This is a genomic window from Nonomuraea sp. NPDC050022, from assembly GCF_044460705.1.
In the GTDB taxonomy this organism is placed as follows: domain Bacteria; phylum Actinomycetota; class Actinomycetes; order Streptosporangiales; family Streptosporangiaceae; genus Nonomuraea.
Genome location: NZ_JBITKE010000005.1, coordinates 782933 through 806765 on the forward strand (window position 1 = coordinate 782933; position 23833 = coordinate 806765).

A 23833-nucleotide genomic window follows, 5' to 3' on the forward strand; every position below is an offset into this window, starting at 1 on the left:
CGGACGCCAGGCACGCGCGACCCCAGCCCAGCAAGGCGTGGTCACCCCGGCTGAGGCCAAGGGCATTCTCGGCCGGTACGAGAAACTGGCCGACCAGGCCGTACTTCAGGGGAAAGGATGGGAGGCCGCGGAGGCGGGGCTCTCCCTGCGGCAGACCAAGGCCGACGAGCGCCTGAACGGGATGATCGGCAACCACAGCACCAATCCGATGGAGATACGCAAGACGCGTTTCACCATTCCCAGGAGCGGCGGCGCTAATGCGCCGTGGTTCCTGGCCGAATTCACGCGGAAAGGGAACAAGTCCTGGACGCAGGCCATCTTCCAGAAGACGGCCCAAGGATGGCGCGTGGTCGCGTCCTCCTTCACGGACTCGACGATGAAGGTGCCCGCCATAGCCAAGGATCGCGACGGACTCGCCACCGCGCTACCGGTGGACGAGCGCGGAACTCTCGCGATCTCGCCCCGGCAGGCGGCCCAGTCGCATGTGCGCCTGATCGCCACCGCGGGCGCCGACCCGCGTGCCCGGCAGACGATCGCTGCGGGCAGGTTCACCACTGAAACCGCCAATGCCGTGCTGGATGAGCGGAAAGGGCTGGGCGGCCAGTGGAATGTGCGCTACCAGCCGAAACTCATGCCGGAGATCTTCGCGCTCAAGACCTCTGCGGGTGGGGCCCTCATCTGGTACGGGGCTCTGCAGGGAGACAGCTTCGTCGCCCGGCCCGGGAGCACGTTCACCGCAAGCTTCCCTGGTCGCGAAACCGCTGCTCTGAGCCACGGCAAGACCTTCAAGAAGCGGCTCAAGCGCAATAGTGTGACCAGTTATCTCGCCGTCATACCACCGTCTCGTGGAAAGGCTCGCGTCATCAATCAGTGGTTCTCGCTGCTCAGCATCACGGGCTCCTGACGTAGGGCATCCCAGGGTGGATCTGCGAATGCGCCTCTTCGACAGAATGTCCCGCCAGGAGCGCCGTGACCCCGCTGGTGAAGTTGGCGCACTCGAAGATGTTCTCGTGTGGGCAGGCCAACCCATGGGCGATGGCGGTGCGGGCCACCTGAGCCTGAGCGATTCGTTGGTCCAGCTCGGCGAGCTTGCGTTCGTACAGCTCCCGCCAGCCGTCGCCGTCCGGCGAGTGAGCTGCGACGAACGCCTTGACCTCCCGCAACGTGAAACCGACACCTCGCAGCAGCAACACCACACCGACCAGCTCGACCGCCGACGGCGGATAACGCCGTTGGCCGGAGACTCGGGCCGGTGCCGGTAGCAGGCCGAGGTCCTCCCAGTAGCGCAGGGCGGAGGTGGCCACACCGGTGCGGTGTGCCAGCTCGCCGATCGTCAGCTGCTCGTCCATGTTGACTTCAAGCGTACTTGAAGCCGTTGACTGACGATCATGCAGACAGCGGGTACATCTCTCAAGCAACGCGTGATCAGATACTTGGTGGGCCAGGCCCATCGCCCCCGGGGCATCGTCGGGTGGGCGAACGGCTGGATGTTCGCCCATCGCCCCTCCAACCGGCAGCGCAACATCTGGGCGGTGCGGTTGCTGGACGTCCAGCCAACCGACCGGGTGCTCGAGATCGGGTTCGGTCCCGGCATCGCCATCGCCGAGTTCGCTGCCCGCGCCACCCAGGGCCATGTCTTCGGCGTCGACCACTCGCAGGCCATGGTCCGGCGGGCCACCCGCCACAACGCCGCCGCTGTCCGCGCTCGCCGTGTGCACCTCACGTGCGCCTCCGTGGAGCGGTTGCCGGGCTTCGGCGGTCCGCTCGATGCCATTCTCGCCGTCAACTCCCTGGGGTTCTGGCCCGACCCGGTGGCGCGGCTTCGCGAGCTGCGCGGCCTGCTCCGCCCCGGAGGACGTATCGCGCTCGTCAGCCAGCCGCGCTGCCCCGGCGCAACCCGGGACACCACGGTCCGAGCCGCCCAAGAGCTACAGGACCTGCTCACCCAGGCCGGCTTCACCCAGCTCCGGGTCGAGACGCTTGAGCTCGACCCGCCGGTCGCCTGTGTACTCGCCAACAACTCATAAGGCCTCAAGGTTCGCGGAGGTACGCGTCCAACTCGGCGGCGCCTCTGAGCATGGCGCGACCCCGAGCGGACAGGCGGGCCTGCCAGTCGCGCAGGGTCGACTCCAGGGGGGCGACGCCTCCGGCGGAACGGACCTGAGCGATCAGCGGGGCGATCTGCTCCAGCAGGTAGCCGCCCCGTCTGAGCTGGTGGGCCAGCCGGACATCCCGTACGTCGGCCGCGCTGTAGATCCGGTAGCCGGTCTGCGGATCGCGGCGCGGCTGGATCAGCCCGGCGTTCTCCCATTTGCGCAGCGTGGCGGGGCGGATGCCGAGCCTGCGCGCCAGGGGGCCGATGAAGGTGTCGCCGCGTTCCTGCGGCACCGGCGCCAGATCGCGGAGCGCGGCTTCGACGGCTTGGAGGGTGCGGCGGTCGTCGAGGAGCTGGCCGTGGCTCTCGTCGATGAGCCGCAGCGCGTCCTCGGTGGCACCCCGGTTGACCGCCTGCATGATGGACGTGGCCGTGTGGTGACCGTGGCCCGGCACGAGGGCGAGGAACGCGCGCAGGGCTTGCGCGTGCAGTGGCGTATAGGTGCGGTAGCCGTGGGCGGTGCGTTCGGCGGCGGGCAGGATGCCGGCGTCCTCGTAGTTTCTGATCGCCTGGGTGGACAGGCCGTGCTCGCGCGCCAGGTCCACTGGCCTCATGGATGCATCACCGATTGAAGGTCCGTCGTGGTGGAAGAGGGTATTTGCGCGGCAAAGTCTACAACGAAAGTTCAACGATACCGTTTAAGGAATGGATATCAAGGACACCGCCCGTCCGCTCGACGGCGCGAGCATCTCGGAGTTCCTCCAGTCACTGCCCGCCAAGCCCCTGCTGCTCGGCCTGGGCGAGGCCCGGCACTTCGTGCAGGAGTTGGGCGAGGCGCGCAACGAGATCTTCCGGCATCTGGTCGAGCACGAGGGCTACCGGTCGTTCGCCATTGAGAGCGACTGCCTCATGGGCCTCGTGGTGAACGACTACATCACGACGGGCACGGGCACGCTCGACGACGTCATGGAGCGCGGCTTCAGCCACAACTTCGGCACGTCCCCGGCCAACCGCGAGCTCGTCCACTGGATGCGTACGTACAACGAGGACCACGACGAAAAGCTCCGGTTCTTCGGCTTCGACGGCCCGCTGGAGTATTGGGCGGCGAGCCCGCGCCAGGCGCTCACCGGCCTCTACGACCTCCTCGACGGCCCGCTCCTCGGCGCCGTAGTGACCAGGGAAGCCCTCGACACGCTGCTCGGCCCGGACGACAGGTGGTCGAACGAGGCCACGGCCATGGATCCGTCCGTGTCGATCGGCCAGTCCGCCGACGCCCAGCGGCTGCGGCTGATCGCCGACGACCTGGTGGCGCTGCTCGACACGCAGGCGCCGGGACTGAGCGCGGCGGACAGGGAGCTGGCGGAGCTGTACGGACGCACCGCCGTCGGCCTGCTCCGCTTCCACTACTGGATGGCCGACGCGTCCCCGGCCCGGTGGACCCGGCTGTCGGCCCTGCGGGACGCGATGATGGCCGCCAACCTGCGGGCCATCGCCGAGCACGGCCCGGCCCTGGTCTTCTCCGCCAACCTCCACCTGCAGCGGCACAAGAGCTTCATGTCGTTCGGCGACCAGACGCTGGAGTGGTGGAGCGCGGGGGCGATCACCGGGACGCAGTTGGGCGACCGGTACGCCTTCCTGGCCTCGGCCTTCGGCACGGTCGGCGAGGACACCCCGTCCCCGGACACCGTCGAGGGCATCCTGTCCGCGCTCCCCTGGGACCACTCGCTCATCGATGCCCGCCAGTTGGCCGAGGCCGTCACGAAGCCCGCCCAGCGCGTCTCCCAAGATTTCGCCTATTTCCCGCTGGACCCGGCCCAGCTCGACCTGATCGACGGCGTCCTCTTCCTCAAGCGGGCCGTCAGGCTGTCAGGCTGGCCCGACAGGGGATGAGCCGGCGGCGGTGGCGAGGCGGGTGGAGAGGGCGCGGACGCGGTCGACGAGTTCGGGCGGCGCGTGCACCTCGAAGTCGATGTCCATCAGCGCGACCCAGACGGCGAGTTCGTCAAGGTGGTTCGCCCCGCTGGACAGCATGCAGGACCGCTCGTCAATCGGCTCAATCGTCCCAGTCGTGGCCGGCATGTGCCCGGCGACGACCTCGGCCGGCGCGTACATCTTGAATCGGCCCTGATACCGATAGGGCGCGCTGGAGATCGACCGGGACATGTAGGCCGCCACGTCGGAGTCGGGCGGGTCGCGGGGGACGTACCGCGGCCCGTTCGGCGTCCGCAGGCTCAGGCGGTCGATCCGGTACGTACGCCAGTCGGCCCGGTCGGTGTCCCACCCCAGCAGGTACCAGTGCCGCCCCGAGTGGACCAGCCGACAGGGCTCGGCGGCGCGGACGCTCTCCTGCCCGTCGTGCGTCCGATAGTCGAACCGCAAGGTCTCGTGGTCGCGGCAGGCGGCGGCGATCGCGGTCAGGGCCGTCGGATCCACCACCGAACCCGCCCGCCCCATCGGCACGGTCATCGACTGCAGCGCGTGCACCTGATGCCGGAGCCGGGACGGCAGCACCCGTTCCAGCTTGGCCAGCGCCCGCACGGAGGTCTCCTCGATCCCCGACACCGAGCCCCCGGCCGCCGTCCGCAGCCCCACCGCGACCGCCACCGCCTCCTCGTCGTCCAACAGCAGCGGCGGCAGGTCCGTACCCGCACCGAGCCGGTAACCGGGCGCGCCCGGGATGGCGTGCACGGGATAGCCGAGCTCGCGTAGCCGCCCGACGTCACGGCGGACGGTACGCACGGTCACGCCGAGCCGCTCGGCCAGCTCCACACCCGACCGCTCCCGATAGGTCTGCAGGAGCGAGAGCAGTCTGAGCAACCGGGCCGATGTCTCCAACATGCTCTCCAGATTGCCGCACTCCTAGGACCGCTCCTGACCTAGCTCGTTCCTAACGTGTTCTGTATGACGTTCACCACGGAGATCAGTCCGTTCCGCATCGATATCCCGCAGTCCGCGCTCGACGACCTGCACGACCGGCTGACGCGCACCCTCTGGCCCGACGAGTTGCCCGGCGTCGGCTGGTCGTACGGCATCCCGGTCTCGTACGTGCGGCGGCTGGCCGAGTACTGGCGCACCGGATACGACTGGCGCAAGCACGAGGCGGCGCTCAACGAGTACCCGCAGTTCACCACCGAGATCGACGGCCAGAACATCCACTTCCTGCATGTGCGCTCCCCCGAGCCGGACGCGCTGCCGCTGGTCCTCACCCACGGCTGGCCCGGCTCGATCGTCGAGTTCATGAAGATCATCGGCCCGCTCACCGACCCCCGCGCCCACGGCGGCGACCCCGCCGACGCCTTCCACGTCGTCGCCCCGTCCATCCCCGGCTTCGCCTTCTCCGGCCCCACCCGCGAGACCGGCTGGGACCTGAGCCGGGTCGCCCGCGCGTGGGCCGAGCTGATGAGCCGCCTCGGCTATGAGCGCTACGGCGCCCAGGGCGGCGACAGCGGCTCGGTCATCTCCCCCGAACTCGGCCGCTTCGCCCCCGACCGGGTGGCCGGCGTACACGTCAACGGCGCGCTCGGCTTCCCGACCTTCGACCCGGCCGAGATGGAGGGCCTCACGGAGGCCGAGCTGGCCCGCATGCAGCAGTACGCCGACAACGACCGTTCCGGCTACGCGATGATCCAGGCCACCCGGCCGCAGACCGTCGCCTTCGGCCTGCACGACTCCCCCGCCGCCCAGCTGGCCTGGATCGTGGAGAAGTTCAAGGAGTGGACCGACCCCGCGCACGACCTGCCCGAGGACGCGGTCGACCTGGACCAGATGCTGACCGACGTGACGATCTACTGGCTGACCCGCACCGCCGCCTCGTCGGCCCGGCTCTACAAGGAGGGCTCGGCACAGTGGGGAACGCCGGTCGAGCGGTCGGAGGTCCCGCACGGGGTCGCGGTCTTCCCCGGCGACGGCGGGATCCGGCGGATCGCGGAGCGCGAGCACAACGTGATCCACTGGTCGGAGTACGACCGGGGCGGCCACTTCGCCGCCATGGAGGCCCCTGACCTGCTGGTCGACGACGTGCGGGCATTCTTCCGGAAGGTCCGCTAGCTCAGGGCTCCGTGGGAGTCGCGGTCTGGCGGGGCAGGAAGGCCGCGGAACATCCGCGGACCGCGGCTCTCCGTTGGCGGATCGGGTCGCTCGCGAAGGATCGATCGGTGACCGTCGATCGGCGATCCTGCGTACGCGCGGCCCGCGAAACAGGGAAAATAGAGTCCGCGAAACAGGGAAAACTCAGCCCGCGAAACAGGGAAAACCGGGCTCTGCGCTGTCTACTTGCAGGTGAGGGCGGTATGGATCTTCTTCCTCGGCTCGCGGCCGACTCTCTCAAGGAGCTTCTCGCAGAGCTCAGGATCGTCATCATCAACGGGCCGCGCCAGTCCGGCAAGACAACGCTGCTCCAGTCCTGCCGACGGTTCGGCGAAGCCACGTTCACCACCCTCGACGATCCTTCAGAGCTCGCCATCGCCAAGGACGATCCGCGCACTTTCGTACGCAGATGCGGAACAAGCTCTGTCTCAGTGTTTGCGCTTCTTGCCGTGGCGACGCCCGCGTGATCCTGGTGCGTTGCCGGGCACGAGGCGTAGCGGGTGGGCACGGGCGGACTGGGCAACGAGTTCGCCCAGTTCCGCCAAGCCGATGACGTCAGGATGCCCAGAGCTCACGGCCGCCTCGATCACTCCCGTCGCGTCCTTTCCCGCCATCTCGGTGACCTGCTCGAGGACGGCCTCTGGTCCTCCGAGTTCGAAGAGGTTGAGCAGCCCTTCCGCCAGTAGCAGCAGTTGTTCGCGATCTTCGATGGACTCCGGCTGGAGGTCTCCGCCGTCGAGGAGCGCGGTCAGGGCGAGGGGGCCGAGGACGGGGTCGGCGCGCAGGCTCCGGAGTATCGACGGGCCGTCGGGCAGTGCTTCCGTCAGGATGCCGAGCGTGGCCGAAGCCCGCGTACGGAATGGACAATCGCGTACGGCCCGCAGCAGCGTCTCGACGTCCTGCCCCGGCACCGCCAGCCAGCCGGACAGCTCGACGGCGGCCGCCTCGGGCGGGTAGTGCTGGGCGAGCAGGCCGAGGAGTTCGGCGGGTGGCGCGGTGGCCAGTTGGCCGATCAGCGGGGCGTCACGGCCTTCCGCGAGCATGCGTTCCCGGGTGGCCCCCAGGCCCAGCGGCGTCAGACGGGCCAGCAGGAGGTCCGGATCGCGCAGGCGGGCCAGCAGCCGGGTGGCCGCCGCCGAATCCAGGGGCTGGTCTTCGTCATCGAGGTCGCTGGAGTACAGTTCGTCGGCCGCCCCATGGCTCAGCTCCACGGCACCGAGCGCGGCCAGCGCCTCGAGTGCGGCCACCAGGTCCACATCGACCTGCCGCCGCCACGCCTCCTCCCGGAATCCCTTGTCATCGACCAGGAAGTACTCCTTGCAGGCCAGCCAAACCGACTCCTGGAGGCGGACCACGGGAACAGGACTCGGCAGGCCGTACATCGAGTTCAGCACGTCCGGCAGGATCTCGTCGAAGGACTCGACGAGCATGGAGGCGGGGTACCAGGACGAAGGCGGCGCCCCGATCGTGCTGCCCATCTCGAAGAACGTCTCGAACGCACGTCTCCAAAGGGCGTCCGGATCGCGCAGGATCGGCGCGGCCTTGGCCACCCGGAACAGCCGTCCCTTGCTCGTACGGATCAGGCGGGCCTTCTTCGCCCAAGCGAGCAGGAGGTTCACCTGGCGCATCTCGGCGACGCGCAGGTTGTCTTCCCCGGTTTCCAGCAGTGCCGCCAGCTCTCGGGCGTCGGGGCGCCGGGGAGCCCCCGCGGCGGTGAGTGGTCGCCCGTCCGCTCCGGCCCACTCCGCCACGGCGGCGAGTCGCCGTACGAGAACGCTCTGAGCCGCCGCCTCGGTGAGCTCTGCCGCGGGCGGGAGGGCGATGGGCGGCTGGGCGTATGCGCGCTCCTGGTCCGGCCCCGGCTCGGTGAGCCGCGCCATCATCAGCTGGTCGAGGACCTCGGCGTCGAACGTCACCCGCCCGGCGTCGACGTCCCGCTGGAACTTCTCCACCGCCCGGCGATCGTCGAAATCGACACCCCTGTCGACGGCGGTCCGCGTCCAGAACTTCGCGACGCTCTGGCGGAGGGGATCGTTCAGCGCGGCGGTGTACTCGGCCTCGGTCACGGCGGACGACAGGTCCGCCACCGCGGTGCCGCGCGGGTCGCGCAGACCTGAGGCGTCGAGGTAGCGCAGGAAGGTCAGCAGGCAGTCCGGCGCGGCCTCGAGGATGTCCCGAGGAGCGACCACGTAGTGCGGGACCCATTCCAGCAGGAAGCGCCGCACCTGTTCCGTGTCCCAGTAGGCCAGACGGCCGTCGCGGCTGCGGTGGCGCGATTCCAGGGCCGCCGCCAGCACCGTGTCGTCGGCGGGCAGGCCGTGTTCGTCCGCCCAGGCGAGGCAGCGGCGGGTCAGCAGACCCACGGCAGCCTCGAACTCGTCGGTCTCGTCGGGTTCGAAGAAGGTTCGAGTCATTGTCGTCCCAGGCTAGCCAGCCGGGTGGTCTGGCACCGGTCGTTCTTCCATGGGAGTGTCCCGGGCGAGAGCTGGACGGCCACCGCGCCCCTTCGCGAAGGATCGATCTCCTGACCGTCGATCGGCGATCCTCTGTACGCGCGGGCCGCGAAACAGGGAAAATAGAGTCCGCGAAACAGGGAAAACTCAGCCCGCGAAACAGGGAAAACCGGGCTCTGCGCTGTCTATTTGCAGGTGAGGGCGGTATGGATCTTCTTCCTCGGCTCGCGGCCGACTCTCTCAAGGAGCTTCTCGCAGAGCTCAGGATCGTCATCATCAACGGGCCGCGCCAGTCCGGCAAGACAACGCTGCTCCAGTCCTGCCGACGGTTCGGCGAAGCCACATTCACCACCCTCGACGATCCTTCAGAGCTCGCCATCGCCAAGGACGATCCGCGCACTTTCGCACGCAGACGGCCCCAACCGGTGATCATCGACGAGATCCAACGAGCCGGCGATCCCCTGATTCTGGCCATCAAGCAGATAGTCGACGAGGACTGGTCTCCAGGCCAGTTCGTGCTGTCAGGATCGACCCGCTTTCTCAGCATCCCCACGTTGTCGGAGTCGCTCGCGGGTCGGGTGGCCTTCGTGGACCTGTGGCCCTTCGCGGTCAGCGAGCGAGTGGGCGACGCGGGCAGATTCTGCGATCAGGCGTTCATCGACCCGGGGGCCTTCACCGGTCGCCAGTCGGCATGGACACGCGAGGACTACATCCACCTCATCAGCCAGGGCAGCTATCCGGAAGTCCTGCGCCTGAACTCACCAGTGGCGATTCGGGCGTGGTTCCGCGGCTACCTGGACACCGTGATCTCGCGCGACATCCGCGAGTTCGCCCATGTCAACAAGGCCCAGGCGATCCCCGATCTGATCGCCCTGGTCGCGGCCCGAGCAGGCGGCCAGGTCGTCCTCGCCCATATCGCCGAAGGTCTAGGGCTGGACGTCGCAACCGTGCGCACATATCTGGCCTACCTGGAAACCGTGTTCCTGGTCGCTCCGGCGCCCGCATGGTCCAACAACCTCAGCTCTCGGGTGACCCACGCGCCCAAGACCTATGTGACCGACAGCGGACTGGCCGCCCATCTCATGGACGTGGACGCGGAGTCGCTCCTTGCCCCTGGTCATCCAGCCCTCGGCGGACTGCTGGAGACCTTCGTCTTCGCGGAGCTTCTCAAGTTGTCGACCTTCGCCCGCCGACATGTCGCCGTACGGCACTATCGGGACAGGGAGAAGCGCGAAGTCGACTTCATCCTCGAACGCCGCGACGGCACTGTGGTCGGCATCGAGGTCAAGGCGTCAGCCACGCCCAAGAGCGAGGACGCCAAGCACCTGCGCTGGCTGAGAGACAAGCTCGGCGACAGGTTCCGTGCCGGGTATGTCCTGCACCTCGGTGCGACGAACCTCCCGTCAGGGGATCGAATCTTCTTCTCGCCACTGTCGATCCTGTGGAATCACCTGGGACCGGACACGGTGACGCCGAGCCTGCCGTCCCGCCGCTAGCCTCACCGGCTCACGCCCCCCAATAGCGAAAAGCGTCGAGTAGCCGGCACCGGTCAAACGGTCACCGCGCCGTCCGAGGCGGACCTGACGGTCGCCGCGTACTTGGCCAGCACCCCTCGCTCGACCGGCCGCTCCGGCCGTACCCAGGCGTCCCGCCGCAGCCTCAGCTCCTCCTCCGCCACGTTCAGGTCCAGCGTCCCCGCCGCGCTGTCGATGACGACCACGTCGCCGTCACGTACCAGCGCGAGCGGGCCGCCGACGTACGCCTCGGGTGCGACGTGCCCGATGACCATGCCATGCGAGACCCCGCTGAAGCGCCCGTCGGTGACCAATGCCACCGAATCCCCCAACCCCGTGCCCACCAGCGCGCCCGTGATCGACAGCATCTCCCGCATGCCAGGGCCGCCGGCCGGGCCCTCGTAGCGGACGACGATCACGTCGCCCGGCAGGATCCGTCCCTCCTGGATCGCCGCGAAACACTCCTCCTCGGAGTCGAACACCCGGGCCGGGCCCTCGAACCGGAAGTCCGCCTTGCCGCTGAGCTTGAGCACGCAGCCGTCAGGGGCGAGCGAGCCGCGCAGGACGGCCAGCGCTCCGCGTGCCTTGGCGGGGTTCTCGACGGTCGTGACCACCTGCTGCCCCGGCGTTTCCGTCGCCGCCGCGGCGACCTCGGCGTACGTACGGGCGTCGACCAGGGCGGCGTCCGCGCGCAGCAGGCCCGCGTCCAGCAGCCGCCGCGCCACCAGCGCGGTGCCGCCCGCGCGCCACAGGTCGGCGGCGGTGTGCGCGCCGCTGGGCATGAGCCTGGTGATGATGGGGACCTGGCGGCAGATGGCGCCGATCTCGTCGACGCGCAGCGGCAGCCCGGCCTCGCGGGCGATGGCGAGCAGGTGGAGTACGGCGTTCGTCGAGCCGCCCATGGCGGCCACCGAGACGATGGCGTTGTGCAGGGCGTCCTCGGTGAGGATGCGCGAGGGCCTGGCGTCGCGGGCCAGCGCGTCCATGACGAGCTCGCCGACGCGCTCGGCCGCGGCGTTCTTCGTCTCGGCGACGGCCGGGATGTCGCCGATGCCGAACGGGGCCAGGCCGAGGAAGTCGGCGACGGAGGCCATGGTGTTGGCGGTGTACTGGGCGGCGCAGGTGCCGGGGCCCGGACACGCGTACTTGGCCAGGTCGTCCACGTCGGCCTGGTCGACCCGGCCGACCGCGCGCTCGCCGAGGGCCTCCCACATGTCCTGGATGGTGACGTCCCGGTCGCGCCAGCGGCCGGGCATCATGCTGCCGCTGTAGAGGACGACAGCGGGTACGTCCAGGCGGGCCAGCGCCATGATGCCCGCCGGTACGGTCTTGTCGCACCCCACGATGCACACCAGCGCGTCGAACCCGTGCGCCCGGCCCATCAGCTCGATCGAGTCGGCGATGATCTCGCGGCTGACCAGCGAGGCGCGCATGCCGGGGGTGCCCATGGTCAGGTTGTCGGAGACGGCGATCGTGTTGAACTCCATCGGCGTGCCACCCGCCCTGCGCACCCCCGTGGCGACGTGCGCGGCCAGTTCACGCTGGGTGAGGTTGCAGGGCATCGTGCCGGTCCAGGTGGAGGCGATGCCGATCATGGGGCGGCGCATCTCCTCCTCCGACAGTCCCATGGCGTACAGGTGAGAGCGGGCGGGTGCGCGGTCCGGATCATCGGCGATGCTCATGCTGCCACCTTACGAACGAGCCGGCCGTACCGATCACTGAGGGTCCCCTGGTCGTTCCTTGACAAAAATAATTGTCGGTGGGAGGCTGCAACCATCCGACAAGGAGACGAATATGGACAAGGTCACTTCCAAAGACGGCACCCAGCTCGCGTACGACCGCATAGGCCAGGGTCCGGCGGTCATCCTCGTCGACGGCGCGATGTGCCACCGCGCGGCCGGCCCGAACCCGGCGCTGGCCAAGGAGCTGGCTCGGCGCTTCACCGTCTACACCTACGACCGCCGGGGGCGCGGCGACAGCGGCGACACCGCGCCGTTCTCCCCCGAGCGCGAGATCGAGGATCTGGCCGCGCTGGTGGAAGAGGCGGGCGGCACTGCCTTCCTGTACGGCATCTCCTCCGGCGCGGCGCTGGCCATGGCGGCCGTCGAGAGTGGCCTGCCGGTGTCGAAGGTGGCCGTCTACGAGGCGCCGTTCGTGGTCGACGACACCCGGCCACCGATCCCGGGCGACTACGTACGGCAGCTCGAAGAGATGGTCGCCACCGGGCGCCGGGGCCAGGCAGTCGCCTACTTCATGCGCAAGGGCGTCAATCTGCCCGGCGCGGTCGTCGCCATGATGCGCTTCATGCCCGCCTGGTCCGGTATGAAGGCCATCGTCCACACGCTGCTCTACGACGTCGCGTTCGTGGCCGACTACGAGCGCGGCAAGCCGCTCCCCGCCGCCCCCTGGGCCTCGGTCAAGATCCCGACCCTGGTGATCTGCGGCGGCAAGAGCCCCGCGTGGATGCGCAACGGCATGCGGGCCTGGGCCGACGTGCTGCCCAACGCCGAGCACCACACGCTCGACGGCCAGACGCACATCGTCAAGGCCGCGGCCCTGGCACCGGTCCTGGAAGGATTCTTCCGATGAGATTCCGCGCCGTCGTCGAACGGGGCGGCAAGACCGCCACGGGCATCGAGGTCCCCAGCGAAGTCGTCGAGGGCCTCGGCGGAAGCAGGCGGCCCGCCGTCAGCGTCACGATCAATGGCTACGGCTACCGCAGCACGGTCGCCTCCATGGGCGGGCGGTACATGCTGCCGCTCAGCGCCGAGAACCGGCAGGGCGCCGGAGTGGCCGCGGGCGACGAGGTGGAGGTGACGCTGGAGCTCGACACCGCGCCCCGGGAGGTGGCGGTGCCGGCCGACCTGGCCGCGGCGCTCGACGACGCTCCCGAGGCCAAGCGCTTCTTCGAAGGGCTGTCGTACTCCCGCAAGCTCCGCTACGTCCTGCAGGTCGAGGGCGCCAAGAAGGCCGAGACCAGGCAGCGGCGCGTCGCCGACACCGTCACCCGGCTCGCCAACCATGAGGGCTGATTTTGCGGACGAAGGGGCGTCTTTGCCAAGCGAGTGGGCATATGGGCGCCATGGCTGAGTTCCTGACCGACATCAAGACCATTCGCGAGCGCGCCCGCGTCGAGATCGACAAGGGCCCGATCACCGACGCCTACGGCGCCGACCTGGAGCGCGTCATCCAGGTGTGCAACGAGGCCCTGGCCACCGAGCTGGTGTGCGTGCTCCGCTACAAGCGGCACCACTACACCGCGTCCGGGCTGCAGTCGGAGTCGGTGGCGGCGGAGTTCCTGGAGCACGCCGGCGAGGAGCAGGAGCACGCCGACAAACTCGCGGCCAGGATCGTACAGCTCGGCGGCGCGCCCGACTTCAACCCCGACACGCTCAGCTCCCGCGCCCACTCCCAGTACGACGAGAGCCGCGGACTGATCGACATGATCAAGGAAGACCTGGTCGCGGAGCGGATCGCGGTGGCCAGCTATACCGAGATCATCCAGTGGCTGGGCGACAAGGACATCACCACCCGCCGGGTGTTCGAGGAGCTCCTGGCCAAGGAGGAGGAGCACGCCGACGACATGCAGAGCCTGCTCGAACGCATTCCCTCCTAAGAAGGGGAAACTTCACCATTTAACCGGCAGCGACACCAGGCCTGCCGTCAGTGAGTCGGCGCGCACGCGCAGCTCCTCGACCGGCACCGCCAGCCGCATCCCCGGAAAACGCGGGATGAGCCGGGCGAACACCGCCTGCAGCTCGATCCGGGCCAGCGGCGCCCCGATGCAGTAGCGGGCACCGTAGCCGAACGAGACGTGAGCCATCGCCTCCCGGGTGATGTCGAACCGCTCCGGGTCCGCGAACATCGTCTCGTCGTGGTTGGCCATGCCGATGTGCAGCAGGACCAGCTCGCCCGCCCGGACCGTGACCTCGCCGATCTCCAGATCGACGCGGGCGTATCGGGGGATGCCGCCGGTGCCGTTCACCATGGGCACCCGGAGGATCTCCTCGATCGCCCCGGTGAGCAGCTCGGGCTCGGCCAGCAGGGCGTCCCACTGCTCCGCGTTCGCCAGCAGGTACAGGGCGCCCATGCCGATCTGCACGACCGTGGTCTCGTGTCCGGCGAACAGCAGGTTCATGGCCCGTCGCGCGATCTCGTCGTCGTTCGTGTCGGGCACCTCGATCATGCGAGAGATCACGTCGTCGCCCGGCGCGTGCCGCTTGCGCTCGACGAGGCTCTTGCCGTACTCGTACAGGTCGATCAGGCCCTGCATCGAGCGGGCGTTGTCGGCGGTGTTGCCCGCCGCCTCCGTCCAGGCGCGGAACTGGTCGCGATCCTCGTACGGCACGCCGAGCAGCTCGCAGATGACCAGGATCGGCAGCGGCAGCGCCAGCGCCTGGTGGAGATCGGCCGGTGAGCCCTTCCGCTCCAGCTCGTCGAGCAGCTGGTCGGTGAGCTCTTCCACGCGCGGACGGAACGCCCGCATGCGCTTCGGCGAGAAGTGCGGCTGGAAGACCGCCCGCATCCTGGTGTGGTCCTCGTGCTCGGTGTCGAAGTCGCCCATCGGGCCACCGAACAGCGCGGACTCGCCGATGCGCGCGGCGGTCTCGGGTTGGGGGTGCGAGCGGCCGAGCCGGTCATCGTCGAGCAGGCGCCGCACGTCCTCGTAGCCGGTCACCAGCCAGGCGTCGTCGCCCGTGCTCGTCTTTACGCGATGCACCGGCCCCTCGGCCTGGAGCGCGCGCAGCAGGGGCGCCGGCCGGAGGAGCTCAGGCTGCTCGAAGGGAAGCTTGTTTACTGGCATGTGAACAACGGTATTTGTAGACTCGAAAGTAAACAAGAGGAGCGCTCATGGAAACCGTCCGGCGGATGCCCCGGGCCGAGCGCCGGGAGCAGATCCTCGACGCCGCGACGCGCGCCTTCGCCGCGGGCGGCTACACGGCCACCGGCCTCGACGACGTGGCCGGCGAGGCGGGCGTCAGCCGGGTGATCCTCTACCGGCACTTCGAGTCGAAGACCGACCTCTATCAGGCGGTGCTCGACCGGGCGTGCTCGCGGCTCGGCGAACGGGTTGGGGAATCGGGCTTCAACGACCAGACGATCCCGGCGCTCATGCGGGCGGCCGATGCTGATCCGGACGGGTTCCGGCTGCTGTTCCGCCATGCGGCCCGCGAGCCGGAGTTCCGCGAGCTCATCGACGACTTCACCCGCGAGTCCGTCCGGATCGCCCGGCATCATCTGGCCGCCAGGATCGTCGATCCGAAGTGGACGGACTGGGCGGCGCGGCTGGTGTTCGCGGTGACCGTCGAAGGGGTCATCGCCTGGCTGGACGCCGGACGGCCCGATCCCGACACGGCGGCCGAGCGCGTCTCCCGGGCCGTCCACGGCGTCATCGAAGCGGCCTCCTGACCACGAACTCCTCGCCAGAGGCCATCTGGTGAGACTGCTGCGCCAGGGATCGAAAATCTGTAGTCGCCGCAGTAGACATTCGTTGCTGTTGTGGCTAGTGTTTCTTCCATCGCAAGGAACGGATCCACGAGGGCGGCGCACGAGATACCCGGCGTCACGACGAGCCGCCCGGACGAGCGTGGATAGCAGGAGTGATCGGCAGAAGGTCGGACGTGAAAGGCCGAGCAGTCGCAAGGGGCCGGACGCGTGGACGCGCTGCCAGAGCGGCCATACGGGTCGCAGCAGTACCGCAGTTGCAAGTGAGCAGTAACCGGCAGAAGGTCGGACGTGAAAGGCCGAGCAGTCGCAAGGGGCCCGACGCGTGGACGCGCTGCCAGAGCGGCCGAAGGTCGTCTCATGACATGGGTTGTAGAAGGTTCACAGATAGCGAAGGGAGTGTTGAACGCCATCAGGATCGCCCGTCGCCGGCGTGTTTTCGCCGCACGGGTACCGCAGCTCCACAGACGGGAAGGTGGTCTACGGTCACGCTTACGCGATCCCCGCACCCCCGCCCACAGCGGGCGGCTGTTGCGGAAACGGCAATTCGGCCTCTTGGCCGGTAGATGGTGTTGAACAACCTAGTTGCGGGCCCCGGCGCATCATGGCGCCGGGGCCCTCGTCCGCGTTCAGGAGGTTACATGGATCGAACATCCCCAGAGTTGGCCACAGGGCCCGATAGCAAGCCCAAGCCCCGCACCACGGCCGCTACTTCCACGCTCGCGTCAAGCGCCGCTTACGGCGACAAAGCCGAGTCCCGCGCCCTACCACCCTCCGATGCGGCGGTGGATGCCAGCGCTGAAGCCAAACTCGACGATGACGACTACCCCGCCTACAGCATGGGCCGGGCCGCGGAAATCTTGGGCGTCAGCGCGGCTTTCCTGCGCAGCCTGGGCGCCGCCAAACTGATCGAGCCGCAACGCTCCAACGGCGGCCACCGCCGCTACTCCCGCTACCAGCTGCGCTTGGCGGCCAGGGCCCGCGAGCTCGTCGACCAGGGCACCGCCCTGGAAGCCGCTTGCCGGATCATCATCTTGGAAGACCAGCTCGCCGAGGCGCTACGCATCAACAACTCCCGCGACCGCCCGGCCAACCCTTAGCGCCGGCGACCTCATCGACCCCGCGGCCTGGTCCCGCAGAGTGCCGACCAGGCCCAGCGATGCCCCGGATGCCGGGACGCCGATGTCGGCCTGACAGCCGCCGGAGCGGAGGCCTTCTGGAGCCGGCCCTGCCAGGACTGCTCCAGCGCCTGCCCGTCGATCTCGGCGTACGTGCGATCGACATCGCCCTCCTGAGCGACGGGACTCGCTCTTGAGAGGGAGGCCGAGGATCGCCCGTCGCGGCGATCCCTTTTGAGCGGCGAACTCCGAGGATGGGCTGCATATCCCGCAGCTTGAAGGAGAACCGGTCATGAAGAATCGCACCGCGCTCATCGCCGCCCCCCTGCTCGTCCTGACCTACGGTCTGCTCAGAATCGTCGACGGCTTCGACGGCGTCCGAGGTCCTGGCTTTGCCTGGACCGCCGGGCACCTCGCCTTTCTCGGGGCTCTGACACTGTTTATCCCGATATTTTGGGAGATGCGGAGGATGCTGGGGCGGTCCGCCCTCGTCACCGCGGCCCTGGTCGCGGGCGTCGTCGGGATCGGCTGCGCGGCTGCCCAGTTCGCGATCGACATCATCGTCGGCTTCCTGGCGGCCGACCATGACGCGATGAGCCCGATGTTCGAGCAGGTGAAGGCGGTGCCGGGGGTGGACCTGGCCGTCTACAGCGCGGGCCCGATCCTGTTCTACGTGGCCCAGCTCGCCTTCGCCGCCCTGCTCGCCGGGCACCGGCTGGTCAAGGTCTGGGTGCCGGTGGCGGTGCTGGGCGAGGTCGTGCTGTCGGCGGTCGACAAGGACCTCATCCCGGTGGGCGCGATCCTGCTGTTCGTCTCCTTCCTGCCGCTGATGGGCCGCCGTACGACGACGGCGAGGCACGCTCCCGTACATGCGTGAGAGCCGGCGTACGGGAAGCATGAGCCAGCATAGGGAAAGATGGGGCGCCGTGTCCGACTTGTCGCTTATCGACATCGTGCGTCGAAGGATCGCGGCGCTCCCTCACCTCTGGGTGGACGCCGCGCTCACCGCGGTGATCCTGATCGCCCAGCTCTGGCCCCTGCTGTCCAGCGACGATCGGACCGGCGAGCCCTGGGACTGGTGGGGGTACGCGGTGGTGATCGTCGCGTCGTTGCCCCTGGTCTGGCGGCGGCGGGCGCCGATCACCGTACTGGTCGTCTGCCTGTGCACGGGTGCCCTCTACGATCTCGCCGACCACGTCGCGCGCCAGCCCGTCTGGTACGGCGGCATGGTCGCGCTCTACACGGTCGCCGCCTACTCCGGCACCTGGCAGCGGATTCTCGTGCTCGCCATGACCGTCACCGGTGGCCTGCTCGTGGTCGGCTCGTCGGAGACCGCGCTGCGCGGGACGGTGCTGTTCGTCGCCGCGTACGCCATCGGCCGGGCCACCGCCACCTCCCGCGCCCACGCCGCCGCGTTGGAGGAACGGGCCGAACGGCTGGAAAGGGAGCGACAGATGGAAGCGGAACGCGCGGCCGAGCACGAGCGCGCCAGGATCGCCCGCGACATGCACGACATCCTCGCCCACGCGGTCAGCCTCATGGTCGTCCAGGCCGAGGCGGGGCCCGTGGTGGTCAGGAGCAACCCGGCGCGGGCGGAGGCCGCCTTCGACGCGATCGCCGCGGCGGGACGGGACGCGATGATGCAGCTGCGCCGGATGTTGGGCGTGCTGAAGGACGAGGAGGCGCCGCGCGCGCCACAGCCCACCATCGACGACCTGCCCGCCCTCGCGGACCAGGTCTCCCACACGGGGCTGCGGGTGGCGTACGCCTCGACCGGAACGCCACGGCCCGTCTCACCCGACTGCGCGGTGGCGGCGTACCGGGTCACGCAGGAAGCACTCACCAACATCGTCAAGCACGCCGGCGCGAACCACGCGGACATCCGGCTCACCTGGGAGGACGACACCCTGATGCTCGACATCACCGACGATGGGCACGGATTGCCGTCAGGCGGGCGCGGACTGCCTTCGGGCGGGCACGGGCTGATCGGCATCCGTGAGCGCGCCGCCGCCTGCGGTGGCAGCGCCGCGGCCCGTCCCCGCACCGACGGGCCGGGCTTCCACGTGTCGGTACGGCTCCCGCTGGCCCGGGCATGACCGGCCAGGACGCGGCCACTCCCGCTGGCATGACCGGCCAGGAGGCGGTCCCGAGCATCCGGGTCGTGGTCGCCGACGATCAGGAGCTGGTCCGCGGCGGGTTCGCGATGATCCTGGACGCGCAGCCGGACATCGACGTGGTGGCCGAGGCGGGCGACGGGCTCCAGGCCGTCGCCGCGGTCCGCGAACACGACGCGGACGTACTCCTGCTCGACATCCGCATGCCCAGGATGGACGGCATCGAGGCGGCCAAGATCGTCTGCGCGGAGACCGGCTGCCGGGTGCTCATGCTCACCACGTTCGACCACGACGACTATGTCTATGACGCGCTGCGGGCGGGGGCCAGCGGGTTCCTGCTGAAGGACGTGCGCCGGGACGATCTGGTCAACGCCGTACGAGTGGTCGCGGAGGGCGAGTCGCTGCTGGCGCCGACGGTGACCAGGAGGCTGATCTCCGAGTTCACCTCCCGGCCCGCCGCCAGGCCCGCCGCCAGGCCCGCCGACGCGCTGGACGTACTGACCGCGAGAGAGCGTGAGACGCTGCAGCTGATCGCGCGCGGACTGTCGAACGCGGAGATCGCCAAGGCCATGGTGGTCAGCGAGCACACCGTGAAAACGCACGTCAGCAACCTGCTCGCCAAGCTCGGGCTGCGCGACAGAGTGCAGGCGGTGATCACCGCCTACGAATCGGGCCTCGCGGTACCGGGTGCGTAACGTGTGGTCAGACGGGGTAAGCGGGGACGTATGCACGACCTCTCGACCGTCGAAACGGGAACGGCCCCAAGAAAAGTGGATGAATCACCCTGCCAAGTGATGCAATGGGCCAACCCGCAATCACCCGAGGAGGCCCGTTGAGAGACAACCTCGACCTCGCCGCGAGCGCCCAGCAGCTGGCCGACGCCGCGCCGGCGGGCTCGCTGGACCGCGCGGCGGCCGCGTCCGTGGCCATCACGCTGGCCACCACCCGCGACGTCGTCCAGGCCAGGGAGACGCTCGACGGCCTCGCACCGCAGGACGTACGTCAGGCGGCGCTCACGCTCTTCGAGGAGCTCTCGGCGAGCTGACCTGGCCTGACCGGACGCCGACTTCGACTTCGACGCGGCGTCCTAAGGCATGCCCAGACGAGCTCGTACGGCCCGGCGCGCCCATACGACGGCCTGCCGGTCGCCGTGCAGCTGCAATGAGTGGTTCAGGGCCATGACCAGGCCGTGCAGCTCGAACACCAGCTGATCGACCTCGGTGCCGCCCGGCAGGTCCCCGGCGGCCACGGCCCGCCGAGTCTCCTTGAGCAGCCGCCCCCGCCAGGCGTCGAACCGGGCAGCCACCGCATCGCGCACCGCCCCCACCCGCCCGTCGAACTCGTGGGCCGCGGCGACGAAGAAGCAGCCCCCGGGGAAGACGCCGCGCTCCAGGTAGGAGATCCACTCCTCGCAGAGCGCCCGCAGCCGGCGTAGCCCCGGCTCGATCCGGATGACCGGCTCCCAGACCTCCGCGCGGAAGACCTCGCCGGCCCGTTCCAGCACCGCCAGCTGCAGCGCCTCTTTCGAGCCGAAATGACCGAGAACGCCGGACTTGCTCATGCCGAGCTCGGTCGCGAGGCGGCCGATGGTCAGCCCTTCCAGCCCTTCGAGGGAGGCGATGGCGACCGAGCGGTCGAGGATGGCGGAGCGGGTACCGAGGGCCTCCGCCACGGATCTCCGTGGACTCATCCAGGCAGTTTAGCGCCAGAAGCGGTTTAGCGTCCGAACGGTCGGTTGCTATAGTCCCGCCCATGAATGGATCAAGACTCGTCGCCACCGGCCACTATCAGCCCGCCAAGGTGCTGACCAACGACGACCTCGCCGCCATGGTCGACACCTCCGACGAGTGGATCACCAAGCGGGTCGGGATCCGTACCAGGCACATGGCCGGGCCAGAGGAGGGCGTGACGGAGCTGGCCGGACATGCGGCGGCCAAGGCGCTGGCGGGCAGCGGGCTGGACGCCGCCGACATCGACCTCGTCCTCGTGGCCACCTGCACCCAGACCGAGCGGGCACCGAACATCGCCTCCCGCGTCGCGGCCAAACTCGGCGTACCGGACGCGGCCGTCATGGACCTGGGCGTCTCGTGCTCCGGCTTCACCCACGCGCTGGCCATGGCCGACCACACGATCAAGGCGGGGGCCGCCACGCACGCCCTGGTCGTGGGGGTGGACAAGATGACGGCCGTGACGGACTGGACCGACCGTACGACGTGCGTACTGACCGGCGACGGCGCCGGGGCGGCGGTGCTCAGCGCGGCGGCGGAGCCGGAGATCGGGCCCGTCGTCTGGGGCTCGGCCCCAGAGCTGGGCAACGCGGTGCGCATCGGCGGCACACCGACCCGGTTCGCCCAGGACGGCCAGACCGTCTACCGCTGGGCCACCACGCGGCTGCCGGAGATCGCCCGGCGCGCGTGCGAGCGTGGCGGCGTCAAGCCGGAGGAACTGGCGGCCGTGGTGCTGCACCAGGCGAACCTGCGGATCATCGAGCCGATCGCGCAGAAGCTCGGCGCGGTCAACGCGATCGTGGCCCGTGACGTGGTCGAATCGGGCAACACCTCGGCCGCGAGCGTCCCGCTGGCGCTGTCGAAGCTGCTGGAGCGGGGTGAGGTGCGGCAGGGGGCGCCGATGCTGCTGTTCGGGTTCGGCGGGAATCTCTCGTACGCGGGGATGATCGTCCGCTGCCCCTGACCGCTCCGACTTTAGTCGCGCAGGTGGTCGGCGAGCCGCTCCAACTGCTCGGCGTAGTAGTCGCCGAACTCGGGTGAGGCCGGGTCGAGCCCGCAGGCGGCCCGGACGAGGTGCGGGAAGACGATGCCCGCTGCGGCCATCCCGAACAGCGCCACCAGCACCGCGGCCGGGTCCAGGTCGGCGGGGAACTCCCCCGCCTCCTGGCGGGCGCGCAGGTGCTCCAGGTCGCGGCGCACTTCGTCGTCGAAGGCGGGATCGGGCGGGGCGTCGTCGGTGAGCCCCTGCCAGACCAGCAACTTGCCGAAGTCGCGGCGGCTGGAATTGGCGCGCGCGTAGCCCGCGATGAGCCGGCCCAACGACGACCCGCGATCGGCGAACACGCTCTCCTCGCTCTGCCAGCGGGTGTTCAGCGCGCGGAAGAGCCCCTCCTTGCCGCCGAAGTAGTAAGAGATCAGCTGCTTGTTGACCCCGGCCCTGGCCGCGATCTCGCCGACCCGCGCCCCGGAGAACCCCTTGGCCGCGAACTCCTCCAGCGCCGCCTGAAGGATGCGGGCCTTGGTGCGCTCCGGGTCGCGCTGCTTCTCCTCCGGCGCTCGTCTCATGCCCGGAACACTATCATCCATCCGGATGGTTGACAGAATCATCCGTGCGGTTGATAGTCATGGACATGACAGAGCACATCGCGATCATCGGCGGCGGGGTCGGCGGCCTCTGCCTCGCTCAGGGGCTCCGCAAGGCCGGAAAGCACGTCACCGTCTACGAGCGGGACCGCACTCCGGCCGACCGGCTGCAGGGCTACCGGGTGCACATCGACCCCAACGGCGCCCGCGCCCTCCACGACTGCCTGCCGGCGGCGCTCTGGCAGGCGTTCCTCGCCACGACCGGGCAGGGCGGCCAGGACTTCGGCTTCCTCACCGAGCGGCTCGGCACGCTCGCGCTGATCGAGACCCCGCCCGCGGCCGACCCGGCCGACGGCCACCACTCCGTGAGCCGCATCACGCTCAGGCAGGTGCTGCTGACCGGGCTGGAGGAGGTGGTGCGGTTCGGCAAGACGTACGAGCGCTACGAACGGCTGACCGACGGGCGGGTCGAGCTGTTCTTCGCCGACGGCTCCAGCGACACGGCCGACGTCGTGGTCGCCGCCGACGGCGGCAACTCGCGGGTGCGCAAGCAGTATCTGCCGCACGCCGAGCGCGTCGAGACCGGCATCACCACGGTGGCGGGCAAGTTCCCGCTCACCGACGAGACCAGGACGCTCATCTCGCGGCGGCTCGTCGAGGGCCCGAACACCATCGTCCCGCCCAAGGGCCTCGGCCTGTTCTGCGCCCCGCACGACCTGAGCGACACCGCGCCGGTCGGCGCCATCGGGGCCACCGAGCAGCAGGGCGCGCTGATGGACAACGCCGGCAGCTACATCCTCTGGGCCGTGGGCGCCGCCAAGGACCGCTTCCCCGCCGACATCGCCGACCTGCCGGGCACGCGGCTCAAGCAGACGGTGGCGAAGATGATCGAGTCCTGGCATCCCGATCTCCACAAGCTGATCGACCTGTCCGATCCCGACACGGTCTCGCTGCTGCCGATCCGTACCTCGATCCCGATCGAGCCATGGCCGGCCACCACCATCACGCTGCTCGGCGACGCCATCCACAGCATGACGCCGATGCGCGGCATCGGCGCCAACACCGCGCTACGCGACGCCCGCCTGCTATGCCTGGCGCTGACCGGCGGACGCGACACGGTCGAGGCCATCGCGGACTACGAGGAGCGGATGCGCGAGTACGGCTTCGCGGCCGTGCGGGACTCGCTCCGCGCGGCCGAGCAGTTCATCGGCGAGAGCCGGGCCGCCAGGATGGGCTTCAAGACGTTCCTGCGTACGGTCCAGCGCTTCCCGTCGCTCAAGGCGAAGGTGTTCTCGTAGTCCGACGCCGTACCTTAGCGTTGGAGGCGAGGAGAGGGGTTCCGTTGTCAGTCGTGAAGATCAACGTCCTGACCGTGCCGGCGGAGATGCGGGAGGAGCTGGAGCGACGCTTCTCCAACCGGGCGGGCATGGTGGAGTCGGCCGACGGGTTCGAGTGGTTCGAGCTGCTCAGGCCGGTCGAGGGCACCGACCAGTACCTTGTCTACACCCGCTGGCGCAGCGAGGACGACTTCCAGACGTGGCAGCAGGGTCAGGCCTTCCAGCGCGGGCACGCGCAAGCCGGGGCCGCCCAGGGGCATGGCCACGGCCAGGGGCCCGCCGCGTCCGGATCGCAGCTCTGGTCGTTCGAGGTCGTCCAGAGCGCCAGCCCCAAGAGCTGAGCGGCCCTTTGTTGGAGGG

General features: G+C 69.4%; 26 protein-coding genes. 18 read left to right on the forward strand and 8 right to left on the reverse strand.

Annotation, left to right across the window (positions count from 1 at the left end; translation table 11 throughout):
* Positions 1-37: 37 nt before the first annotated feature.
* On the forward strand, positions 38-904 hold the full coding sequence (locus ACIBO2_RS25165) for a hypothetical protein (RefSeq protein ID WP_358545569.1): 867 nt from the start codon (positions 38-40) through the stop codon (positions 902-904).
* Here the strand turns inward: ACIBO2_RS25165 and ACIBO2_RS25170 are convergent.
* Positions 891-1349, reverse strand: coding sequence for a MerR family transcriptional regulator (locus ACIBO2_RS25170; protein WP_358545571.1), 459 nt, complete (start codon positions 1347-1349; stop codon positions 891-893). The genes ACIBO2_RS25165 and ACIBO2_RS25170 overlap by 14 nt on opposite strands.
* Positions 1350-1421: 72 nt before the next feature.
* On the opposite strand from ACIBO2_RS25170, the gene ACIBO2_RS25175 reads away from it, so the two are divergent.
* Entirely contained in the window at positions 1422-2027 is a 606-nt protein-coding gene (locus ACIBO2_RS25175; protein ID WP_358545573.1) for a class I SAM-dependent methyltransferase, read from the forward strand.
* Positions 2028-2031: 4 nt separating this feature from the next.
* Here ACIBO2_RS25175 and ACIBO2_RS25180 read toward each other — a convergent pair whose 3' ends face one another.
* Positions 2032-2709 carry a TioE family transcriptional regulator gene (locus ACIBO2_RS25180; protein ID WP_358545574.1) on the reverse strand — a complete coding sequence of 226 codons (678 nt, stop codon included), beginning with the start codon at positions 2707-2709 and terminating at the stop codon, positions 2032-2034.
* 91 nt (positions 2710-2800) lie between these two features.
* Here ACIBO2_RS25180 and ACIBO2_RS25185 point away from each other — a divergent pair, with 91 nt between their 5' ends.
* Positions 2801-3985: an erythromycin esterase family protein gene (locus ACIBO2_RS25185; RefSeq protein ID WP_397299690.1), complete on the forward strand. Its 1185-nt coding sequence runs from the start codon at positions 2801-2803 to the stop codon at positions 3983-3985.
* Here the strand turns inward: ACIBO2_RS25185 and ACIBO2_RS25190 are convergent.
* The gene (locus ACIBO2_RS25190) at positions 3962-4933 is read right to left on the reverse strand and encodes a WYL domain-containing protein (protein ID WP_358545578.1); all 972 of its coding nucleotides are present in this window, start codon (positions 4931-4933) and stop codon (positions 3962-3964) included. The genes ACIBO2_RS25185 and ACIBO2_RS25190 overlap by 24 nt on opposite strands.
* Positions 4934-4996: 63 nt before the next feature.
* Between ACIBO2_RS25190 and ACIBO2_RS25195 the strand changes: the two genes are divergently transcribed.
* Together ACIBO2_RS25195 and ACIBO2_RS25200 are read left to right on the forward strand one after the other, a co-directional pair.
* Positions 4997-6142 carry an epoxide hydrolase family protein gene (locus ACIBO2_RS25195; protein WP_397299694.1) on the forward strand — a complete coding sequence of 382 codons (1146 nt, stop codon included), beginning with the start codon at positions 4997-4999 and terminating at the stop codon, positions 6140-6142.
* Between the two features lie 107 nt (positions 6143-6249).
* Positions 6250-6648 (forward strand): AAA family ATPase, encoded by a 399-nt coding sequence (locus ACIBO2_RS25200; protein ID WP_397299697.1) that lies wholly within the window; start codon positions 6250-6252, stop codon positions 6646-6648.
* On the opposite strand, the gene ACIBO2_RS25205 is transcribed toward ACIBO2_RS25200, so the two are convergent.
* Complete coding sequence (locus tag ACIBO2_RS25205; RefSeq protein ID WP_397299700.1) at positions 6610-8595, reverse strand: hypothetical protein; 1986 nt, start codon at positions 8593-8595, stop codon at positions 6610-6612. The genes ACIBO2_RS25200 and ACIBO2_RS25205 overlap by 39 nt on opposite strands.
* 245 nt (positions 8596-8840) lie before the next feature.
* On the opposite strand from ACIBO2_RS25205, the gene ACIBO2_RS25210 reads away from it, so the two are divergent.
* A complete protein-coding gene (locus ACIBO2_RS25210; RefSeq protein WP_397299703.1) occupies positions 8841-10130 on the forward strand; it encodes an ATP-binding protein in 1290 nt (429 codons plus the stop codon).
* A gap of 53 nt (positions 10131-10183) precedes the next feature.
* On the opposite strand, the gene ilvD is transcribed toward ACIBO2_RS25210, so the two are convergent.
* Positions 10184-11830 (reverse strand): dihydroxy-acid dehydratase, encoded by a 1647-nt coding sequence (gene ilvD / locus ACIBO2_RS25215; protein ID WP_397299706.1) that lies wholly within the window; start codon positions 11828-11830, stop codon positions 10184-10186.
* Between the two features lie 112 nt (positions 11831-11942).
* Between ilvD and ACIBO2_RS25220 the strand changes: the two genes are divergently transcribed.
* The 3 genes from ACIBO2_RS25220 to ACIBO2_RS25230 are packed head-to-tail and all read left to right on the forward strand — an operon-like array spanning position 11943 to position 13764.
* Positions 11943-12737, forward strand: a complete 795-nt coding sequence (locus ACIBO2_RS25220; protein ID WP_397299709.1) for an alpha/beta fold hydrolase — start codon at positions 11943-11945, stop codon at positions 12735-12737.
* On the forward strand, positions 12734-13180 hold the full coding sequence (locus ACIBO2_RS25225; RefSeq protein WP_397299712.1) for a YdeI/OmpD-associated family protein: 447 nt from the start codon (positions 12734-12736) through the stop codon (positions 13178-13180). The genes ACIBO2_RS25220 and ACIBO2_RS25225 overlap by 4 nt, the downstream gene beginning before the upstream one ends.
* Positions 13181-13230: 50 nt before the next feature.
* On the forward strand, positions 13231-13764 hold the full coding sequence (locus tag ACIBO2_RS25230) for a ferritin-like domain-containing protein (RefSeq protein ID WP_358545593.1): 534 nt from the start codon (positions 13231-13233) through the stop codon (positions 13762-13764).
* A gap of 12 nt (positions 13765-13776) precedes the next feature.
* Here the strand turns inward: ACIBO2_RS25230 and ACIBO2_RS25235 are convergent, their stop codons facing one another.
* Positions 13777-14952, reverse strand: coding sequence for a cytochrome P450 (locus ACIBO2_RS25235; RefSeq protein ID WP_358545595.1), 1176 nt, complete (start codon positions 14950-14952; stop codon positions 13777-13779).
* 47 nt (positions 14953-14999) lie between these two features.
* Between ACIBO2_RS25235 and ACIBO2_RS25240 the strand changes: the two genes are divergently transcribed.
* The 6 genes from ACIBO2_RS25240 to ACIBO2_RS25265 all read left to right on the forward strand — a co-directional run bounded on the left by ACIBO2_RS25240 (position 15000) and on the right by ACIBO2_RS25265 (position 19870).
* Positions 15000-15557, forward strand: a complete 558-nt coding sequence (locus tag ACIBO2_RS25240) for a TetR/AcrR family transcriptional regulator (protein WP_397299716.1) — start codon at positions 15000-15002, stop codon at positions 15555-15557.
* 875 nt (positions 15558-16432) lie between these two features.
* Positions 16433-16693, forward strand: coding sequence for a MerR family transcriptional regulator (locus tag ACIBO2_RS25245; protein ID WP_358545787.1), 261 nt, complete (start codon positions 16433-16435; stop codon positions 16691-16693).
* A gap of 310 nt (positions 16694-17003) precedes the next feature.
* Positions 17004-17588 carry a hypothetical protein gene (locus ACIBO2_RS25250; RefSeq protein WP_397299719.1) on the forward strand — a complete coding sequence of 195 codons (585 nt, stop codon included), beginning with the start codon at positions 17004-17006 and terminating at the stop codon, positions 17586-17588.
* Positions 17589-17637: 49 nt separating this feature from the next.
* Positions 17638-18807 carry a histidine kinase gene (locus ACIBO2_RS25255; protein ID WP_358545601.1) on the forward strand — a complete coding sequence of 390 codons (1170 nt, stop codon included), beginning with the start codon at positions 17638-17640 and terminating at the stop codon, positions 18805-18807.
* Positions 18804-19520, forward strand: coding sequence for a response regulator (locus tag ACIBO2_RS25260; RefSeq protein ID WP_397299723.1), 717 nt, complete (start codon positions 18804-18806; stop codon positions 19518-19520). Before ACIBO2_RS25255 ends, ACIBO2_RS25260 begins: the two co-directional genes overlap by 4 nt.
* A gap of 137 nt (positions 19521-19657) precedes the next feature.
* On the forward strand, positions 19658-19870 hold the full coding sequence (locus ACIBO2_RS25265; protein WP_358545605.1) for a hypothetical protein: 213 nt from the start codon (positions 19658-19660) through the stop codon (positions 19868-19870).
* Positions 19871-19912: 42 nt separating this feature from the next.
* Here the strand turns inward: ACIBO2_RS25265 and ACIBO2_RS25270 are convergent, their stop codons facing one another.
* Positions 19913-20515, reverse strand: coding sequence for a TetR/AcrR family transcriptional regulator (locus ACIBO2_RS25270; protein WP_358545606.1), 603 nt, complete (start codon positions 20513-20515; stop codon positions 19913-19915).
* A 62-nt stretch (positions 20516-20577) separates the two neighbouring features.
* On the opposite strand from ACIBO2_RS25270, the gene ACIBO2_RS25275 reads away from it, so the two are divergent.
* Positions 20578-21516 (forward strand): beta-ketoacyl-ACP synthase III, encoded by a 939-nt coding sequence (locus ACIBO2_RS25275; protein ID WP_397299727.1) that lies wholly within the window; start codon positions 20578-20580, stop codon positions 21514-21516.
* 11 nt (positions 21517-21527) lie between these two features.
* Here the strand turns inward: ACIBO2_RS25275 and ACIBO2_RS25280 are convergent, their stop codons facing one another.
* Complete coding sequence (locus tag ACIBO2_RS25280) at positions 21528-22118, reverse strand: TetR/AcrR family transcriptional regulator (RefSeq protein WP_397299730.1); 591 nt, start codon at positions 22116-22118, stop codon at positions 21528-21530.
* A 65-nt stretch (positions 22119-22183) separates the two neighbouring features.
* Between ACIBO2_RS25280 and ACIBO2_RS25285 the strand changes: the two genes are divergently transcribed.
* Positions 22184-23434 (forward strand): NAD(P)/FAD-dependent oxidoreductase, encoded by a 1251-nt coding sequence (locus ACIBO2_RS25285; protein ID WP_358545611.1) that lies wholly within the window; start codon positions 22184-22186, stop codon positions 23432-23434.
* A 44-nt stretch (positions 23435-23478) separates the two neighbouring features.
* Entirely contained in the window at positions 23479-23814 is a 336-nt protein-coding gene (locus ACIBO2_RS25290; protein WP_357651355.1) for an antibiotic biosynthesis monooxygenase, read from the forward strand.
* The last annotated feature ends 19 nt before the right edge of the window (positions 23815-23833 follow it).

What these genes read in the sequence shown, in the direction of transcription:
- ACIBO2_RS25170 (WP_358545571.1), bottom strand. Translation starts at nt 1,349, where the DNA reads ATGGACGAGCAGCTGACGATCGGCGAGCTGGCACACCGCACCGGTGTG.
- ACIBO2_RS25180 (WP_358545574.1), bottom strand. Translation starts at nt 2,709, where the DNA reads ATGAGGCCAGTGGACCTGGCGCGCGAGCACGGCCTGTCCACCCAGGCG.
- ACIBO2_RS25185 (WP_397299690.1), top strand. Translation starts at nt 2,801, where the DNA reads ATGGATATCAAGGACACCGCCCGTCCGCTCGACGGCGCGAGCATCTCG.
- ACIBO2_RS25190 (WP_358545578.1), bottom strand. Translation starts at nt 4,933, where the DNA reads ATGTTGGAGACATCGGCCCGGTTGCTCAGACTGCTCTCGCTCCTGCAG.
- ACIBO2_RS25195 (WP_397299694.1), top strand. Translation starts at nt 4,997, where the DNA reads ATGACGTTCACCACGGAGATCAGTCCGTTCCGCATCGATATCCCGCAG.
- ACIBO2_RS25205 (WP_397299700.1), bottom strand. Translation starts at nt 8,595, where the DNA reads ATGACTCGAACCTTCTTCGAACCCGACGAGACCGACGAGTTCGAGGCT.
- ACIBO2_RS25210 (WP_397299703.1), top strand. Translation starts at nt 8,841, where the DNA reads ATGGATCTTCTTCCTCGGCTCGCGGCCGACTCTCTCAAGGAGCTTCTC.
- ilvD (WP_397299706.1), bottom strand. Translation starts at nt 11,830, where the DNA reads ATGAGCATCGCCGATGATCCGGACCGCGCACCCGCCCGCTCTCACCTG.
- ACIBO2_RS25220 (WP_397299709.1), top strand. Translation starts at nt 11,943, where the DNA reads ATGGACAAGGTCACTTCCAAAGACGGCACCCAGCTCGCGTACGACCGC.
- ACIBO2_RS25225 (WP_397299712.1), top strand. Translation starts at nt 12,734, where the DNA reads ATGAGATTCCGCGCCGTCGTCGAACGGGGCGGCAAGACCGCCACGGGC.
- ACIBO2_RS25230 (WP_358545593.1), top strand. Translation starts at nt 13,231, where the DNA reads ATGGCTGAGTTCCTGACCGACATCAAGACCATTCGCGAGCGCGCCCGC.
- ACIBO2_RS25235 (WP_358545595.1), bottom strand. Translation starts at nt 14,952, where the DNA reads ATGCCAGTAAACAAGCTTCCCTTCGAGCAGCCTGAGCTCCTCCGGCCG.
- ACIBO2_RS25240 (WP_397299716.1), top strand. Translation starts at nt 15,000, where the DNA reads ATGGAAACCGTCCGGCGGATGCCCCGGGCCGAGCGCCGGGAGCAGATC.
- ACIBO2_RS25245 (WP_358545787.1), top strand. Translation starts at nt 16,433, where the DNA reads ATGGGCCGGGCCGCGGAAATCTTGGGCGTCAGCGCGGCTTTCCTGCGC.
- ACIBO2_RS25250 (WP_397299719.1), top strand. Translation starts at nt 17,004, where the DNA reads ATGAAGAATCGCACCGCGCTCATCGCCGCCCCCCTGCTCGTCCTGACC.
- ACIBO2_RS25260 (WP_397299723.1), top strand. Translation starts at nt 18,804, where the DNA reads ATGACCGGCCAGGACGCGGCCACTCCCGCTGGCATGACCGGCCAGGAG.
- ACIBO2_RS25270 (WP_358545606.1), bottom strand. Translation starts at nt 20,515, where the DNA reads ATGAGTCCACGGAGATCCGTGGCGGAGGCCCTCGGTACCCGCTCCGCC.
- ACIBO2_RS25275 (WP_397299727.1), top strand. Translation starts at nt 20,578, where the DNA reads ATGAATGGATCAAGACTCGTCGCCACCGGCCACTATCAGCCCGCCAAG.
- ACIBO2_RS25280 (WP_397299730.1), bottom strand. Translation starts at nt 22,118, where the DNA reads ATGAGACGAGCGCCGGAGGAGAAGCAGCGCGACCCGGAGCGCACCAAG.
- ACIBO2_RS25285 (WP_358545611.1), top strand. Translation starts at nt 22,184, where the DNA reads ATGACAGAGCACATCGCGATCATCGGCGGCGGGGTCGGCGGCCTCTGC.